Annotated in this window: 12 protein-coding genes; 4 read left to right on the top strand and 8 right to left on the bottom strand. The window is 74.9% G+C overall.

Features of this window, described 5'->3' with window-relative positions; genetic code table 11:
- Nucleotides 1–237: 237 nt before the first annotated feature.
- The 6 genes from L7D48_RS03790 to L7D48_RS03815 all read right to left on the bottom strand — a co-directional run bounded on the left by L7D48_RS03790 (nt 238) and on the right by L7D48_RS03815 (nt 9962).
- Entirely contained in the window at nt 238–1626 is a 1389-nt protein-coding gene (locus L7D48_RS03790; protein WP_237877357.1) for a glutamine synthetase family protein, read from the bottom strand.
- Nucleotides 1623–3497: an IucA/IucC family siderophore biosynthesis protein gene (locus tag L7D48_RS03795; protein ID WP_237877359.1), complete on the bottom strand. Its 1875-nt coding sequence runs from the start codon at nt 3495–3497 to the stop codon at nt 1623–1625. The genes L7D48_RS03790 and L7D48_RS03795 overlap by 4 nt, the downstream gene beginning before the upstream one ends.
- Nucleotides 3494–4930 carry a lysine N(6)-hydroxylase/L-ornithine N(5)-oxygenase family protein gene (locus L7D48_RS03800; protein ID WP_237877361.1) on the bottom strand — a complete coding sequence of 479 codons (1437 nt, stop codon included), beginning with the start codon at nt 4928–4930 and terminating at the stop codon, nt 3494–3496. Before L7D48_RS03800 ends, L7D48_RS03795 begins: the two co-directional genes overlap by 4 nt.
- A complete protein-coding gene (locus L7D48_RS03805; protein ID WP_237877363.1) occupies nt 4927–6822 on the bottom strand; it encodes an IucA/IucC family siderophore biosynthesis protein in 1896 nt (631 codons plus the stop codon). The genes L7D48_RS03800 and L7D48_RS03805 overlap by 4 nt, the downstream gene beginning before the upstream one ends.
- Nucleotides 6819–8381, bottom strand: coding sequence for an aspartate aminotransferase family protein (locus L7D48_RS03810; protein ID WP_374490944.1), 1563 nt, complete (start codon nt 8379–8381; stop codon nt 6819–6821). The genes L7D48_RS03805 and L7D48_RS03810 overlap by 4 nt, the downstream gene beginning before the upstream one ends.
- Before the next feature lie 288 nt (nt 8382–8669).
- Nucleotides 8670–9962 (bottom strand): type III PLP-dependent enzyme, encoded by a 1293-nt coding sequence (locus L7D48_RS03815; RefSeq protein WP_237877364.1) that lies wholly within the window; start codon nt 9960–9962, stop codon nt 8670–8672.
- A gap of 360 nt (nt 9963–10322) precedes the next feature.
- Here L7D48_RS03815 and L7D48_RS03820 point away from each other — a divergent pair, with 360 nt between their 5' ends.
- From L7D48_RS03820 to gdhA, 3 genes are all read left to right on the top strand, one after another.
- Nucleotides 10323–10658, top strand: a complete 336-nt coding sequence (locus tag L7D48_RS03820; RefSeq protein WP_237877366.1) for a hypothetical protein — start codon at nt 10323–10325, stop codon at nt 10656–10658.
- On the top strand, nt 10655–11140 hold the full coding sequence (locus L7D48_RS03825) for a hypothetical protein (protein WP_237877368.1): 486 nt from the start codon (nt 10655–10657) through the stop codon (nt 11138–11140). Before L7D48_RS03820 ends, L7D48_RS03825 begins: the two co-directional genes overlap by 4 nt.
- Before the next feature lie 250 nt (nt 11141–11390).
- Nucleotides 11391–12716: an NADP-specific glutamate dehydrogenase gene (gene gdhA / locus L7D48_RS03830; protein ID WP_237877370.1), complete on the top strand. Its 1326-nt coding sequence runs from the start codon at nt 11391–11393 to the stop codon at nt 12714–12716.
- A 94-nt stretch (nt 12717–12810) separates the two neighbouring features.
- Here the strand turns inward: gdhA and L7D48_RS03835 are convergent, their stop codons facing one another.
- Nucleotides 12811–13563: a sulfite exporter TauE/SafE family protein gene (locus tag L7D48_RS03835; protein ID WP_237877372.1), complete on the bottom strand. Its 753-nt coding sequence runs from the start codon at nt 13561–13563 to the stop codon at nt 12811–12813.
- On the bottom strand, nt 13560–14060 hold the full coding sequence (locus tag L7D48_RS03840; RefSeq protein WP_237877374.1) for an FBP domain-containing protein: 501 nt from the start codon (nt 14058–14060) through the stop codon (nt 13560–13562). Before L7D48_RS03840 ends, L7D48_RS03835 begins: the two co-directional genes overlap by 4 nt.
- Before the next feature lie 271 nt (nt 14061–14331).
- Between L7D48_RS03840 and L7D48_RS03845 the strand changes: the two genes are divergently transcribed.
- On the top strand, nt 14332–15260 hold a 929-nt coding region (locus tag L7D48_RS03845; protein WP_237877376.1), incomplete at its 3' end, for a hypothetical protein.

Below are 15260 nucleotides of genomic sequence, written 5' to 3' on the forward strand. Positions count from 1 at the left end.
GTGATCCCCCCGGATCCGGCGATGTGCTCGGTCGCCGTCCGCTTCTCCCGGCGGTCGGCGGACCGCCCCGCCGGACCTCTCCCCATCGGCCGGCGACCGCGAAGGCACGGACGTGCGGTCAGACTGTAACGACCCCTTGCGGTGCCTGTTGTGCATTCTGTGAAATCTTCCCCACCTGCCCTTCCGGGAAGCATCGACAGACGTGCAGTCCGGCAGGCCTCGTGGCGTCGCTGAGCGTCACAGGCGCTCGAAGCCGCGGACGCGCTCCCAGTCGGTGACCGCGCGTTCGAAGGCGGACAGCTCCGCGCGGGCGGCCCGCGCGTAGTGGGTGACGGTCTCCTTGCCGAAGAGTTCGGCCGCGATGCCGCTGTTCTCCCAGCGGTGCAGGGCCTCGGTGAGGGTGGCGGGCAGGCGGGGGACGGACGGGTCGGCCAGGGCGTTGGCGGTGTGCTCCGGCGGCAGGGGCAGGCGGTTGTCGATGCCGTACAGCCCGGCGGCGACGGCGGCGGCGACGGCCAGGTACGGGTTGGCGTCGCCGCCGGGGACGCGGTGCTCGATGCGCAGGGAGGGGCCCGAGCCCACCACCCGTATCGGGCAGGTGCGGTTGTCGCGGCCCCAGGCGACACCCGTCGGGGCGAACGCGCCGGGCTGGAGTCGCTTGTAGGAGTTGACGTTGGGCGCCATCAGCAGGGCCAGGTCGGGCAGGCAGGCGAGCTGTCCGGCGACGAAGTGCCGCATCAGCTCCGACATGCCGTCGCCGGCGGAAGGGTCGGCCAGCACGGGCGTGCCGTCGGCGCCGCGCAGGGAGAGGTGGATGTGGCAGGAGTTGCCCTCGCCCTCGTCGAACTTCGGCATGAAGGTGAGCGAGGCGCCCTCGGCGGCGGCGATCCGCTTGGCGCCGTCCTTGAACAGGACGTGGTTGTCGCAGGTGGCCATCGCCTCGTCGTAGCGGAAGACGATCTCGTACTGGCCCGGGTGGCACTCCCCGCGCGCGGTCTCCATCCGCAGCCCGGCGCGCGTCATCGCGCGGCGGATGCGGCGGGCGACCGGCTCGACCTCCTCCAGGCCCTGGAGGGAGTAGTCGGTGTTGTAGCGGGCGGCGGGGCGCAGGCCGGTGTAGCGGCGTTCCCAGGCCTCCCGGTAGGAGGCGGTGAAGACGAGGAACTCCAGCTCGGTGCCGGCGTACGCGGTCAGGCCGCGGGCGGCCAGCCGGTCGAGCTGGGTGCGCAGGACGTGGCGGGGGGCGACGGCGACCGGCTCGGGGGCGAGGCCGGGATCGTGCTCGGGGCCGGCGCCGGGCCACACCGCGTCGGCCAGTACGAGGGCGGTGCCCTCGTCCCAGGGCAGGACGGTGCGCAGGGTGGCCGGGTCGGGGCGCAGGACGAAGTCGCCGAAGCCGCTGTCCCAGGCGTCGATGGCGTAGCCGGGGCCGGTGTCCATCTCCACGTCGGTGGCGAGCAGGTAGACGCAGGCGCCGAAACCGTCGCGCGCGGCCTCCTGAAGGAAGTAGGGCACGGACAGGCGGCTGCCCATCAGCCGCCCCTGGAGGTCGGGTACGGCGACGACCACCTCCTCCACGCGTCCCGCCTCGGCCTCGGCGCGCAGCCGCTCGTACGGGTCGGTCAACTGGACTCCTCGGTGGAAGCGGCGGGCACGGCTGCCGCGGACGGTTCGGTGAGGGGCTCCGCGTCGGCCAGGGGGTTGGGGACGGTGCCGTGGACGACGTCGAAGCCCTCGTCGCGTTCGGCGCGGTCGTGGAAGCCGCCGCCCAGCAGCTGCTCGCGGTTGAGGGCGACCCGGTCGAAGGACGGGGCGAGCAGGTCGAACTCCTCGAACCGGTCGGCGAGTTCGGGAAAGCGGGCGTGGTAGCGGCCGACCTCGGCGCGCACCAGGGACCAGAAGTCCGCCTCGGGGACGCCCAGATGCTCCTCCACCAGGGGCGCCAGGAAGCGGAAGTGGCCGGCGAAGACGGCGCTCAGCAGCGAGTGCGCCAACTCGTGCGCCGGCCAGCGCAGCAGTACGGCGTCGGCGCGCTGTGGCAGCCCGGCGTACTCGGGGCGGCGGCCGGGGAGCAGGTTGACGTCCTCGGCGAAGTCCTTGAGCGCGATGCCGACGGGCACCTCGCGGGCGTCGTGGAGGAGCACGGTGTTCTCGCCGTGCGGGCAGAAGGCGATGCCGTGGCGGTACAGGCAGTGCAGCAGTCCCGGCAGCAGGGCGGCCAGGAAGCGGGCCAGCCAGGCGCGCGGGGGCAGGCCGGAACGTTCCACCAGTTCGGCCACCAGCGCCCTGCCGTCCGAGCCGGTCTTGAGCAGGGCGGCCATCGTGCGGGCCCTCTCGCCCTCGCGCAGCAGGGCGGTCACCGGCTCGCGCCACACCGCGCCCAGCAGCTCGTGGTAGCGGTAGGGGGCGTCGGTCACCGACTCGTACAGCGGGTGGCGCACGGCGACGGAGGCCACCTCGCCCAGGGGGTGGAAGCGCAGCTCGTCGCGGAGGTAGGGGTCGCCGTCGCGTATGGCGTGCAGCCAGGCGCTGACGTCGGGCGCGGCCTCGGTCGGCTCGGTGGCCAGCCCGCGCCACACCAGGGTGTTGCGGATGAGCAGGGGCACCTTGACGTTGCGGCGGCCGGGGTGGTCGAGGTTGGCGAGGGTGCGGATCGACTGCAGGGGCCGGTAGCGGTCCGGGCCCTCGCCGAGGGGGACGATCCGGCCGTCGGCGAGGTAGGGGGCGAAGAGGGTGGCCACGGCCTCGTCCCAGTGGAAGGGGTGGACCGGCAGCCAGACGAAGTCGCCCGGGGAGTGGGGGCCCTGGGCGCAGGCCTCGGCGAGGACGGCGGTGAAACGTTCGCGCACGGCCGCGTCCAGCTCCTGCTCCAGCAGCGCGTCCGCGTCCAGGCCCGGTGCGCCCGGATACCCCGAATACGAGGCCAGGGTGGTGTGGACGGCCGCCCAGCGCAGCCGCACCTCGCCGGCCGCCTCGGGGGCGTAGGCGGCGGCGTCGGAGGCGGAGAAGCCCAGGCGGCCCTTGTTGAGCAGCATGCAGGGGTGGCCGTCCTGGTGGGACTCCAGCTCCAGGTGGTCCAGGTCGGCCAGTTCGGCGGCGGGCAGGTCGCGGGATATGACGTGGGCCTCGGCGCGGCGGGTCGCGGTCAGCTCGCGCAGCACCTCGGCGGTGGTCGGGCCGTCCCAGCCCAGCACCGAGCGGGCGTCGAGCAGCAGCCGCTCCGGGCCGGCCTCCTCACCCTCCTCCTCTCCCGTGACGCCGCCGGGCGCGGGCCGGCGGCGCAGGGTGCCGGGGACCAGGCGCCAGGTGCCGAAGGAGCCGCGGGCGGCGCGGAACGTCCAGCACACCCCGCCGCCCAGGTCCAGCCGGTACGCGTCGGGGGAGGCGGCGGGGTCGGGTTCGGGGACGAGCAGCTCCTCGTAGGCGAACTCCTCGACGGCCCTGGTCAGCAGTCTGCGCCCGGCCTCCCGCCAGGCTTCGCGGGGGACGGTGCTCACCGGGCCGCCTCCCCGGCGCGTGCCCCGGCCTCGCGCGCCCCGGGCTCGCGCGCCCCGGTCTCGGGCGCGCCGAAGGTCGTCCAGGCCGCCCGGTCGGGCACGGGCAGTACGGTGCGCCCGGCGGCGGAGTTGAGGATCACCGCCGCCCGCCAGGCCCCCAGGGTGAGGTCGGGCGCGCCCACGCCGTGGGTGTGCATCTCGGCGTTCTGCACGTACAGCGCGCCGGTGACGCTCTCGTCGAGCGCGACGCGGTAGTCGCCGCCGACGCGGTAGCGGCCGCGCGCGTCCCAGTCGACGAGCTTGTCCAGCGGGTCCAGGCAGGCCGGGCGCACGGCGGCGTAGCCGGTGGCCGCGACGACCGCCGAGGTGCGCACCTCGAACTCCGTGCCCTGCCCGGTGTGGCGGCAGCCCAGTACGTAGCCGCGGCCCTCGGAGTCCTCCACGGGGCGCACGGCGGTGATCTCCACGCCCGGATGGAGGTCGGCGCGCGGCCGGCCGCCGCCGATGGTCCGCTCGTACAGCTCGTCGTGGATCTCGCCGAGGGTGTGCTCGCTGACGCCCTTGTAGAGCTGCCACTGCTCGCGCACCAGCCGGTCGCGGACGGTCTCGGGCAGGGTGCGGAAGTAGCGCACGTAGTCCGGGGTGAAGTGCTCCAGGCCGATCTTGGAGTACTCCATGGGCGCGAACGCCGGGGTGCGCGCCAGCCAGCGCACGTACGGGCCGCCGCGCCCCTCGCCGTCCTGGTGCCGCAGCAGGTCGAGCACGACCTCGGCGCCGGACTGCCCCGCCCCGACCACCGTCACGTCGTCCCTCCCGGCGAGGGCGGCGCGGTGGGTGCGGTAGTCGGCGCTGTGCAGTACGCGCCCGGCGTGCGCGGGCGAGAGCAGGGGGCGCAGGGGCTCGGGCACGACCGGGGTGGTGCCGACGCCGAGCACGACCCGCCGGGCCAGTACGCGCTCCTCCCGGCCGCCGTCCCGGCCCCCGCCGGAAGGCGCGCCGGAGGGCCGGTGGGTGACGGCGAACGCCTCGGCCGAGGCGTCCCACTCCACCGCCGTCACATCCGCGCCGAAGCGGCACGAGGGCAGGCGATCGGCGACCCAGCGGCAGTAGTGGTCGTACTCGCGGCGCGGGATGTGGAAGCGCTCGGAGAAGAAGAACGGGAACAGCCGCCCGTGCTCGCGCAGGTAGTTCAGGTACGACCAGCGGCTGGTGGGGTCGGCCATCGTCACCAGGTCGGCCATGAAGGGCACCTGCAGGACGGTGCCCTCCAGCAGCAGGCCGGGGTGCCAGGAGAAGGCGGGGCGGCGGTCCAGGAAGAGGGTGTCCAGTCCCGGCACGCCGTCGCAGAGCGCGGCCAGGGAGAGGTTGAACGGGCCGATGCCGACGCCGACGAGGTCGTACACGCCGTGCGGCGGGGTGGAGTGGTCGGTCACCGCTGTGCCTCCGCGAGGGGGTTGGGAAGGTCGATGTAGACGGACTGGGTGTGGACGTCGCCGACCAGTTCGTCGAGCCCGTCCACGCAGGTCAGGAAGTTGGCCTTGCAGCGCAGCGACGGGGCGTCCAGCAGCAGCTCCAGCAGGCCCTTGGCGCCGGGCTCGGCGGCGCGCAGCCGCTCCAGCGCGCCGCGCAGCACGCGCAGCAGGCGCTCCTCGCGGGCCAGGCCGAACGAGCCGAACGCGCCCACCAGGCCCAGCAGGTTGCTGATCCCCAGGTAGTAGGCGACGCGCTCGTCGACGAAGGAGTCCTCGAAGACCAGCTCCACCCCCTCGTACAGGCCCGGCACCAGCCGCTCCAGCGAGGCGGCGCGGGAGGCGGCGACGTAGTAGCCCTGGCTGTCGCGGTAGCGGCCCGCCACCGGCAGCCCGTCGGCGCCCAGCACCACCAGGGTGTTCTGGTGGTGCGGCTCCAGCGCGATCCCGTGGTGGGCCTGGAGGCGGATCAGGGGGACGGCCAGCACGTCGAGGTAGCGCAGCAGCCAGCGCTCGGACGCCTCGGCGGTGGGGACGCCGTGGGCGCGGGCGGCCCGCTCCACGGCCTCGCACAGCGCGGAGCGGTACGGCGGCGGGGAGCCGTCGCCGGGGCCGGTGCGCTCGGCCAGCAGACCGGCCACGCACAGCGCCTCGCCGGTCCCGCCGCCGGTCCCGCCGCCGGTGCCCCGGAAGGGGTTGTCGCGTATCGCCGTCTCCAGGCCCGTCTCCGGCCCCGCTTCCGGGGAGCCCTCGCCGCGGCCCACCGACACCCAGGCGAAGTCGCGCAGGATGCCGAACTCCGGGTGCTCGGCGCGCAGCCACCCGCCCGGCCCGGGACGGTCCGGTGATCCGGCGGCCAGCAGCCGCGCGGCCCGCACCCCCAGCCGCAGCTCGCCGCGGAGGTTGTTGCGGCGGGAGTTGGTGATCCGCATGCCGAGCGACAGCTTCAGCATCGCCTCCGCGTCCGGCCGGTGCACCGTCCGCAGCGAGGAGGTGGGGTACCAGGCGGGACCGGCCGGCCCCAGCGGGCGCAGCAGCCCGGCCTCCAGCAGCGCGGCGGTCTCCGGGCGGCGTACGGCCTCGCGGGCCTGCCAGGGGTGGGCGGGCACCGGCACCGTGCCGGCGGGCACCTCCACACCGGCCGCCAGGGACCGCAGCAGCTCGGCGACGGGGCGGCCGTCCGCGCTCTCGCCGACGACCGCGTCCGGGTGCGCGGCGAACCAGTGCAGCGGGAAGGAGCCGCGCAACTCCGGTGAGTACGCCTGAAGTTCGGCGTCCGACGCCTCCCCGCGGCTCTTGGGCGCGGGGTGGAGGGGATGGCCCAGCAGCAGCGCCTGCTCGGCGTCCAGGAACGGTGTCGGGCCGGCCGTGCCCGGGGCTTCCGCGCGGCGCCGGGCCAGATGGACGGCGGTACGGCGGGCCGAGTCCAGCACCCGGGCCACCGCGTCGCCGCCGTCCAGGAGGGAGCGGCCGCGCCGCAGCGCGTACTCCCGGACCAGCCCCGCCGCCGCCAGCGCGATGTCGGCCGGCAGGCTGCCGCCCTGCTCGGAGGTGACCACGCGCACCTCGCCGAAGCGGTGCCAGCCGGCCGCGGACCGGTAGCGCACCGGGACGCGCAGCGTCATCCTGCTCAGCGGCAGCACCAGATGCAGCGACTGCCCGGCGGCCGGCACCTCGGTGCCGGTCTCGCGGACGTACGCGCGCAGCAGCCGCTCGGCCGCGGCGGCGCCGGCGGCGCGCTGCGGATCGGGATGGTCGAGCGGGTCGGGGCCGTACGGGTGACCGCCGTACGGGCCGGGGCCGTACGGGCGGCCGTCGGGCGCGGGCGGGTTTCCGCCCAGCGGGTCCGGGCTCACAGGGACTCCTCCCCGGCCTGTTCGCCGGCCTCCTCATGGGCCCGCTCCTCCGCCAGGCCCGCCTCGGCGACCGCGTCCAGCAGCCGCTCGACGTCGGAGGGCGTCGCGTGCGGGTTGAGCAGGGTGAGCTTCAGCCGCACCCGGCCCGGCCCCTCGCCCGGCAGCTCGGTGCGGCCGACAACCGCACGGCCCTCGCGCAGCAGCCTGCGCCGCAGGGCGGCGTTGATCCGGTCGATCCGCTCGGGATCGCTGTGCTCGGGATCGCTGTGCCCGCGCGGCACGTAGCGGAAGAGGAACGCCGTCAGCACCGGGTCGGCGTGCAGCTCCAGCCGGGGGTGGGCGCGTACCGCCGCCGCCCCGGCCAGCGCGAGGTCGTGGCAGGCGTCCACCAGCCGTCCCAGGCCCTCGCGGCCCAGGGTGCGCAGGGTGACGGCGATGGAGAAGCCGTCCGCGCGGCGGGTGGTGCGCAGCGACAGGCCGAGCAGGCTGGGGTAGCCGGCCTCCTCGTCGTCGCGCGGATTGAGGTAGACCGCGCGGCGGGCCAGCGAGGCGTACGTCCGCGCGCGCCGGACGAGGAAGACGCCCGCCGCGACCGGCTGCCAGCCCAGCTTGTGCCAGTCCAGGGAGACCGAGTCGGCCAGCTCGACGCCGTCCAGCAGCGGGGCCAGGCGGTCCGACAGCAGCGCGCCGCCGCCGTAGGCCGCGTCCACGTGGTACCAGGCGCCGTACTCGGCGGCCAGGCGCGCGCACTCGGGCAGCGGGTCGACCGTGCCGGTGTCGGTCGTCCCGGCGGTGGCGACGACGGCGACGGGCAGTTCGCCGGCGTCCGCGCACCGCTCCAGGGCGCCGGCCAGCGCGCCGGGGTCCATGCGCTGGGCGTGGTCGATGCCGACGGGCACCACCGCGTCCTCGCCCAGGCCCAGCAGCGCGGCGGCGCGCTGTACGGAGAAGTGCGCGGCGGCGGAGGTGAACACGCGGGGGCGCGGGCCGCCCCGCGGCACGCCCTCCAGTTCGACCTGCCGCCCCGACGCGCGCCCCATCACCCGGTCGCGGGCCAGCATCAGGCCCATCAGGTTGGACTCGGTGCCGCCGGAGGTCAGCACCCCGGCCGCCTCCTCGCCGTACCCCACCAGCCCGGCCAGCTCCGCCAGCAGCAGCGTCTCCAGGGTGGTGGCGGCCGGCGCCTGGTCCCAGGAGTCCTGCGAGGGGTTGAGGGCGGATACGGCCAGGTCGGCGGCGACGGCGACGGCCAGCGGCGGGCAGTGCAGATGGGCCGCGCACAGCGGATCGGCCGGATCGGCGCTGCCGTACGCCAGCAACGAGGTCAGCCGGGGCAGCGCCTCCTCGCCGCGGGCCGCCGCGTACTCCCCGGCGACGCGCGCGGCCAGCTCGCCGGGTTCGAGCGCCGGTACGGGGCCGCCGCGCCGGGCCGCGCCCTCCTCCAGCGCCGCGAGCGCGGCGCGCAGCAGCGGCTCCAGGGCGCCGGGGCCGTCCACGGAGCCGGACAGCGGGGCGGTGCCGGGCGGCTCCGTACCGGTGCGGGCGGCGGACGCCAGCAACCCGTCGACGAGTGCGCGCAGCGCCTCGGCCCGGCCGCCGCCGTCCCGGGCACCCGGCACGTCCGGCGCCGGGGAACCCGCCTCCGCCGCGCGGACGCGGCCCGTCACGCCGGCCGCCCGGTGGGCGCGGCGGCGGAGCCGGGGGCCGCGGAGCCGGCGGCCCCGGCGGCCGGTGTCGGAGGTGCGGTGGGCACGGTCATGGCGTTGTCGCTCCGTTACTGCGTCGCTCCGTCGGGAGGAAGGCTTCGGCGGTACGGCCCGGCGGCCGTCTCCGGGGGCGGTCGGTGGTCACAGCAGGTGGCGTTCCGCGACGGGATGGCCGAGGAAGCCGTGCATCGCGAACTCCCAGCCGTAGGAGCCCGCGTAGGGGAAAACGACCAGATCCCCCGCTCGGACTCGGTCCACCCGCACATCGCGCAGCAGGGTGTCCTCCGGAGTGCACAGCTCGCCGACGACGGTGACGCGCGTACCGGCCGCCTCCGGGCGCGGCAGGCCGTCGGGCCAGCGGTCGACGGGCAGGACGGCGATGTTGTGCACCAGGTCCCAGGAGGTGGGGAGCTGGAAGTGGTTGATGCCGCCGCGCAGCACGGCGAAGGCGGTGCCGTAGCTGTGCTTGACGTCGGTGACCTCGGCCGCGTACCAGCCGCAGTCGGCCACCAGGAAGCGGCCCGGCTCCAGGACCACCCGCACCCCCGGGGGCGGCTCGCACTCCGCGACCAGCTCGCCGAAGCGGGAGACGTCGAAGGGCCGCTCGCCCGCGAGCTCCTCGAAGGCCACGCCTATGCCGCCGCCGACGTCCACCATGCGCAGGTCCACACCGTGCCTCCGGGCGGTCGCCGCACTCCACTCCACACAACGGCGCAGGTGGGCGGCCTGGGATTCGGCGTCGAGGTTGTTGGAGGCGGCGTGGACGTGGAAGCCGGTGACGTCCAGGCCCGGCAGCCGCAGCGCCTGCTCCAGCACCCCGGGCACATCGGGCTCGGGCACCCCGAACTGCGACGGCCGCCCGCCCATGCGCAGCGAACCGGAGGCCCGCGCCGAGACGGGCCCGGCGGCGGGGTTGACGCGCAGCGCCACCCGGGCGGTGGTGCCCTCGGCGGTGGCGATATGGCTGACGCGGTGCAGCTCCAGCAGGCTCTCGGCGTTGATCGCCTCGACCCCGGCGCGCACCAGGGCGGTCAGCACGGGCACGGACTTGGCGGGCCCGGCGGCGACGACGGGGACCGGGGAGGCGGGGGAGTCCGGCGTGCCTCCGAGGCCGTCCCGCTCCCGCAGCGCGGCCAGGGCCAGCTCCAGCTCGGTGCGGGAGGCGACCTCGAAGCCGTCCACGTACGGGGCCAGCGCCCGTACGACGCCGGGGAAGGAGTTGGCCTTCACCGCGTAGTGGACGGCCGCCCACCCGGGCAGCGCGGCGCGCAGCTCGCGGGCGCGCGCGGCGGCGGCCCGGCCGTCGTAGAGGTAGGCGGAGACGGGCGCCTCGCCCTCCGCCAGTTCCAGCAGGCGTCGGCGGACCGGCTCGGGCAGGACCTCGGCGGGGTAGGCGGAGCGCGGGGCGGCGGAGGGCGGGAGAACGATGGACACGGGCTCTACCTCGCTGGTGCGGCACGGTCGGGGAGGCGGTGCGGTCGTCCGGTGCGCGGCGTCAGCCGCCGTCGGAAGCGCTCATGTCCCCTCCCTCCGGGTGCTTGCCCGGGCCGCCTGAACGACCGTCAAATTAGGTGAGGCTAACCTAATGGTTTCTCTCCGCTCGTCCAAGAGCGCCGCGCGGCGCACGGGCGCTCGTACCCCGCTTCCCGCGCGGGCGCCCGCGCACGCGCGCCGAAGACGCCGAAGACGTCGAATCCCTTACCAGCCGGAGCGTTTGTAGTCCTGGGCGGCGGTCACCGGTCGGGGCCGAGGGGAACACGAAGCAGGGCGTAATACGCGTCATACAATGCATTCATGGCCAAGACGAGGATCAGCATCAGCCTGGACAGCGAGCATGCCGAGCGCATCAGGGCCCATGCCGAGCGTGCGGGGATGGACGTCTCCGCCTACCTGGTCAACGCCGCCACGCGGCAGATGGCGGAGACCGAGGCTATAGAGGCCCAGTTCTCCCACATCGACGCGGTGATCGCCGCGGCCGAGGCGGAGGCCGCCGAACTGCCCGCGCCTCCCGAGCCCGGCGACGACGATCTCACCGAGGCGGAGCGGCGGGAGGTGCGTGAAGCCGTGGGGCTTGTTCTCGGGGGCGACGCGACCACCGGGGCGGACAGTTCCCCCGGGAACGCGGCGTGACCGCACGGGTGCCGGTGTACGACACCGGAATGCTCATCGCGCTGGCCGACCGCAAGGCGAAGGCGGCACGCCTTCACGCCGCCATGGGGGAGGCGCCGCACCGGGCCGTGGTACCCGGCCCGGTGCTGGCTCAGGTGTGGCGGCCCAGTCCGGCGACGGTCCACGCGCTGGCTTCGGCGCTGAAGGGCTGTACGGTCCCGCAGGCGCGCGGTTCTGAGCCGGCTATGCGTCCCACCGAGGTCGGTCAGACGGCGTGCATCACCTGCGCGACGGGACCGGATCTCGCCGACTGGCAGCGTATCGGCGCGGCACTGGGGAAGGCGGAACTCCCGCCGAGGAAGCGTCCGGACGCGGTGGACGCGCTGGTGGCGCTGTCGGCCGTCCGGCACGGCAGTGCGGTGGTCTTCACCAGTGACCCTGGCGATATCGAGGCGTATCTCCAGGTGATGAACGCCCATGATGTCCATATCGTTCCGGTCTGAGGTGGTCCTGTGTCCCGTGGCGGCGCCCGGGCGGCCCCGCCGCACCGTTTTCCGGCCGCCGGGCCGGGGTACCCGGGGCACCCCGGGAGGAATCCGCGGCCGAGGCGTGTCACGCTTGAAGTCCGCCACGTCGACGAAGACGCCGAGCACCCGATCTCCATGGGGGTGCTCGGCGTCATGCGTTTCACGGGTTCCGCAGGGGTCAGCGGAACCGGCGGAACAACAGGAGCCGCACCTTCTAGGAGTACGCGTGATCGAGAAGATCTACGACCGGATACTGCACCGCAATCCCGGCGAGAAGGAGTTCCACCAGGCCGTGTGGGAGGTCCTGGAATCCCTCGAACCGGTCTTCGCCCGGCGCCCCGAGCTGCTGGACGAATCTCTCATCGAGCGCCTGTGCGAGCCTGAGCGGCAGATCATCTTCCGCGTCCCGTGGAGCGACGACTCCGGGAAGACCCACGTCAACCGCGGTTTCCGGGTGGAGTTCAACAGCGCCCTCGGCCCGTACAAGGGCGGTCTGCGCTTCCACCCGTCCGTCAACCTGGGGGTCATCAAGTTCCTGGGCTTCGAGCAGACCTTCAAGAACGCCCTGACCGGCATGCCGATCGGCGGAGGCAAGGGCGGCAGCGACTTCGACCCCAAGGGCAAGTCGGACGCGGAGGTCATGCGCTTCTGCCAGTCCTTCATGACCGAGCTGTACCGCCACCTGGGTGAGTACACGGACATCCCGGCGGGCGACATCGGGGTCGGCGGCCGCGAGATCGGCTACCTCTTCGGCCAGTACCGCCGGATCACCAACCGCTGGGAGGCCGGCGTCCTGACCGGCAAGGGCGTCCTGTGGGGCGGGTCGCAGGCCCGTACCGAGGCCACCGGCTACGGCCTGGTCGTCTTCACCGAGGAGATGCTCAAGACGCGCGGCGAGACCCTGGAGGGCAAGCGCGTGGTCGTCTCCGGCTCCGGCAACGTGGCCATCTACGCCATGGAGAAGGCGCGGCAGCTCGGCGCCGTCCCGATCGCCTGCTCCGACTCCGGCGGCTACGTCGTGGCGGAGAAGGGCATCGATCTGGAGCTGCTGAAGCAGGTCAAGCTCGACGAGCGCGGCCGGCTGTCCGAGTACGCCGAGCGCGGCGGGGCGCGCTTCGTCCCCGGCGGCCGGGTCTGGGAGGTGCCGTGCGAGGTGGCGCTGCCCTCGGCCACCCAGAACGAGCTGGACGAGAAGGACGCCGCGACGCTGGTGCGCAACGGCGTGCAGGCGGTCGGAGAGGGCGCGAACATGCCCACCACCCCGGGGGGCGTGCGCGTGCTGCGCGAGGCCGACGTGCTGTTCGGCCCCGGCAAGGCGGCCAACGCCGGCGGTGTGGCCACCAGCGCCCTGGAGATGCAGCAGAACGCCTCGCGCGACTCGTGGTCCTTCGAGCACACCGAGGCCCGGCTGACCGAGATCATGCGGCACATCCACAACCTGTGCCACACCACCGCCGAGCGCTACGACCGCCCCGGCGACTACGTGGCCGGCGCCAACATCGCCGGCTTCGAGCTGGTGGAGCAGGGCATGGTGGCGCAGGGCCTGATCTAGCCGGCACGGCGGGCGTCCCGGCGCCGGGCGCCGGGGGCGGCGGAGGAACGGTTCGTCGCCCCCGGCGCCCGTCCGGGCACCACGGCAGGACGCGCTACAGCAGGGCGCCCAGGGCGGCGAGCAGGACGGAGGCGGCGACGACCGTGCCGTTGACCGCCGCCAGGCGGGCCGGGGAGACGCGGCGGGCCAGCCGGGTGCCGGCCAGCAGCCCGGCGAGCTGCGGCGGCAGGCACACCGCTGCCAGCAGCAGCGCGTCCGCGACCTGTGCGTCGTCGCCGACGGCGAGGAACGTGGCGACCCGCACCACGGCCGCCACCAGCAGGACTCGCGTCACCACGGCCCTGAGGTCGTGCGGGGTCAGGACGCGCTGGAGGTGGACGACGAGCGGCGGCCCGCCGATGCCGGTGAGGCCGCCGACGAACCCGGCCAGCAGTCCGGCCGCCCCGTCACGGGCGTCCAGCGGCCGGGACTCGCCCACCGGGCCCCGCCGCCCGGCGTCCACCACCGCCGCCAGGCCGGCGAGCACCGCCAGCACCAGGGCGGCGGCGGCCACGGCCTCGGGTACACGGGTCAGGGCCACCACCCCGGCGGCCGTCCCCGCCGCCATGAACGCGCCGGTCAGCAGGCCCTCCCGGCCCCGGCGGACGCTCCGGTCCGCGGCGGTGAGCGCCGCGCCGGAGGTGGCGTCCAGGACCCCGGAGGCGGCCACCGCGGTCGGCTGGCCGAACAGCAGCGAAGCCACCGGGACGAACAGCGTCGCGGGCCCGAAGCCGGTGAGGCCCTTGAGGCCGTGGGCGACCACGGCCAGGAGGGCGACGGCCGCGAGCTGCTCCGGGCCGATGCTCACGCGTGGAGCCGGTCGAGGAAGGCCAGGAGGTTGGCCCTGGTGCGCTCCGCCCGCTCCTCCACCGTCAGCGACTCCTCCAGGCGTCCGCCGCCGTCGGGGACCTTCCTGCCGCGCACGTACAGCGAGCAGGCCAGATCGGCGCACATGTACAGCCCGACCGAGTCGCCCTCGCGCCCGGCCCGGCCGGCCTTGGGCGCGGCCATCAGGGCCACGCCGTCGGCCGGGTGCGTGGTCAGGCACAGCGAGCACATGCCGCCGCCGGGGCGGGTGCGGCCCGGCTGCCGGGCGGGGGAGCGGAGCGCCACGCCCGTGAGCAGGCCGCCGCGTTCGACGACGACACACCGGCGGCCGGGGGTGGCGGGGTCGCGCCATCCGAGGAAGTCCAGGTCGTCCCAGGGCTGTTCGGTCAGGTCGCGCGGCAGCGCCATGCGTTTGGCCTCGCCCTTGGAGCAGTTGACGAACGACGCGCGGATGTCCTTCTCGGTCACGGGCCTCATGGCGGGCAGCCAACCACTCGCGGGGAATCTCAGGCAAAAGGTTAATACTCACGGGGTCACCCGGCGTTGGCGCGGTCCGGCGCCGCGGGCGGGCACCGCGGGCGGGCACCGCGCGCGGGGGCCGGCTGACGGCACGTCACGAAGGTTGCGGAGCGGGGCGGGCGAGGCGGCGGGCGTGCGCGTGTCTGAACGGCTAAAGGTCCGAAATGATCCAGAATGATGGAAAGTGCTCCATGTTGACCATAGTTGTCCCGTTGCCGAGGAGCGTGGCATGCATGTTCGCGAAGGGCTCCCCGACCAGCCCACCCGCGTCGGCCGCATCGACTGGCCCAAGGAAGGCGACAACGGTACGCACCTGCGCCTGAGGAGCGGGCACGTCGTCGTCTTCGACCGGCAGCCCTGGCGGATCCTGGAGATCGACGAGTACCGGGACCACCCCTGGCCCCTCTCCTACGAGCAGGCCTGGCGCGAGCACCTCGAACTGTGGCGGCACTCGGAGGATCTGCGCCGGATGAACGGGCGGCTGAACGCGCAGCCCCCCGAGCGGGCCGACTTCTACAAGCGGCCCGTGGTGCTGGTCCTGCGCAACGAGAACTACCCGCGCTCCGCGCCCAAGCACTGGTGCGCGCCCATCAGCCACGGCTGGCAGGTCCTGCCGGAGCACTACGCGGTCTGCCGCACCTGCGGCGAACTGCCGCCCTGCGGCAACGGGGAGTACCGCGGCGAGATCGGCCCCCGCGCCGCCGCGCAGAAGGAGGGCGCGGGACTGTGCGTGCCGGCCGGCTGCTGCATCGGCTGCGCGGAACCCATCAAGCCCCGCATGCGGACGGTGCGCTTCCCCGGCCCCAACCTCTGGTACCCCGACCTGGGCGAGGGCAGCGCGATCTTCCACGCCCGCACCGCCTGCGCGGACCAGGTCGAGTGCTACCGGCTGCAGTGGAAGGCCGAGCACGTGCCCACCGCGCCGCAGCCGACGGCGCCGCTGTGGTCCCCGGGGGCCGCCGAGAACGTACTGCCGCCGCAGACCCGGCTCTCGCCGGACGCGTCGAGGTCCGCCGGGGGATGGAACGCCCCGGCGGCCGGCGGCAGCGGTGCGGGTGCGGGTGCGGGTACGGGCGCGGCGGAGGCCGCCCCCGCAGTGCCCGCCGCACCTGCCCCGCCTTCCGCACCGCCTTCCGCACCCCAGACTGATCCCCAGGC

The organism is Streptomyces sp. ICN903, from assembly GCF_022015835.1.
GTDB classification, from domain to species: domain Bacteria; phylum Actinomycetota; class Actinomycetes; order Streptomycetales; family Streptomycetaceae; genus Streptomyces; species Streptomyces fenghuangensis.

Bases quoted from the DNA above. Each gene is read 5' to 3' on its own strand.
- L7D48_RS03820 (WP_237877366.1), top strand. From the start codon at position 10,323: ATGGCCAAGACGAGGATCAGCATCAGCCTGGACAGCGAGCATGCCGAG.
- L7D48_RS03840 (WP_237877374.1), bottom strand. From the start codon at position 14,060: ATGAGGCCCGTGACCGAGAAGGACATCCGCGCGTCGTTCGTCAACTGC.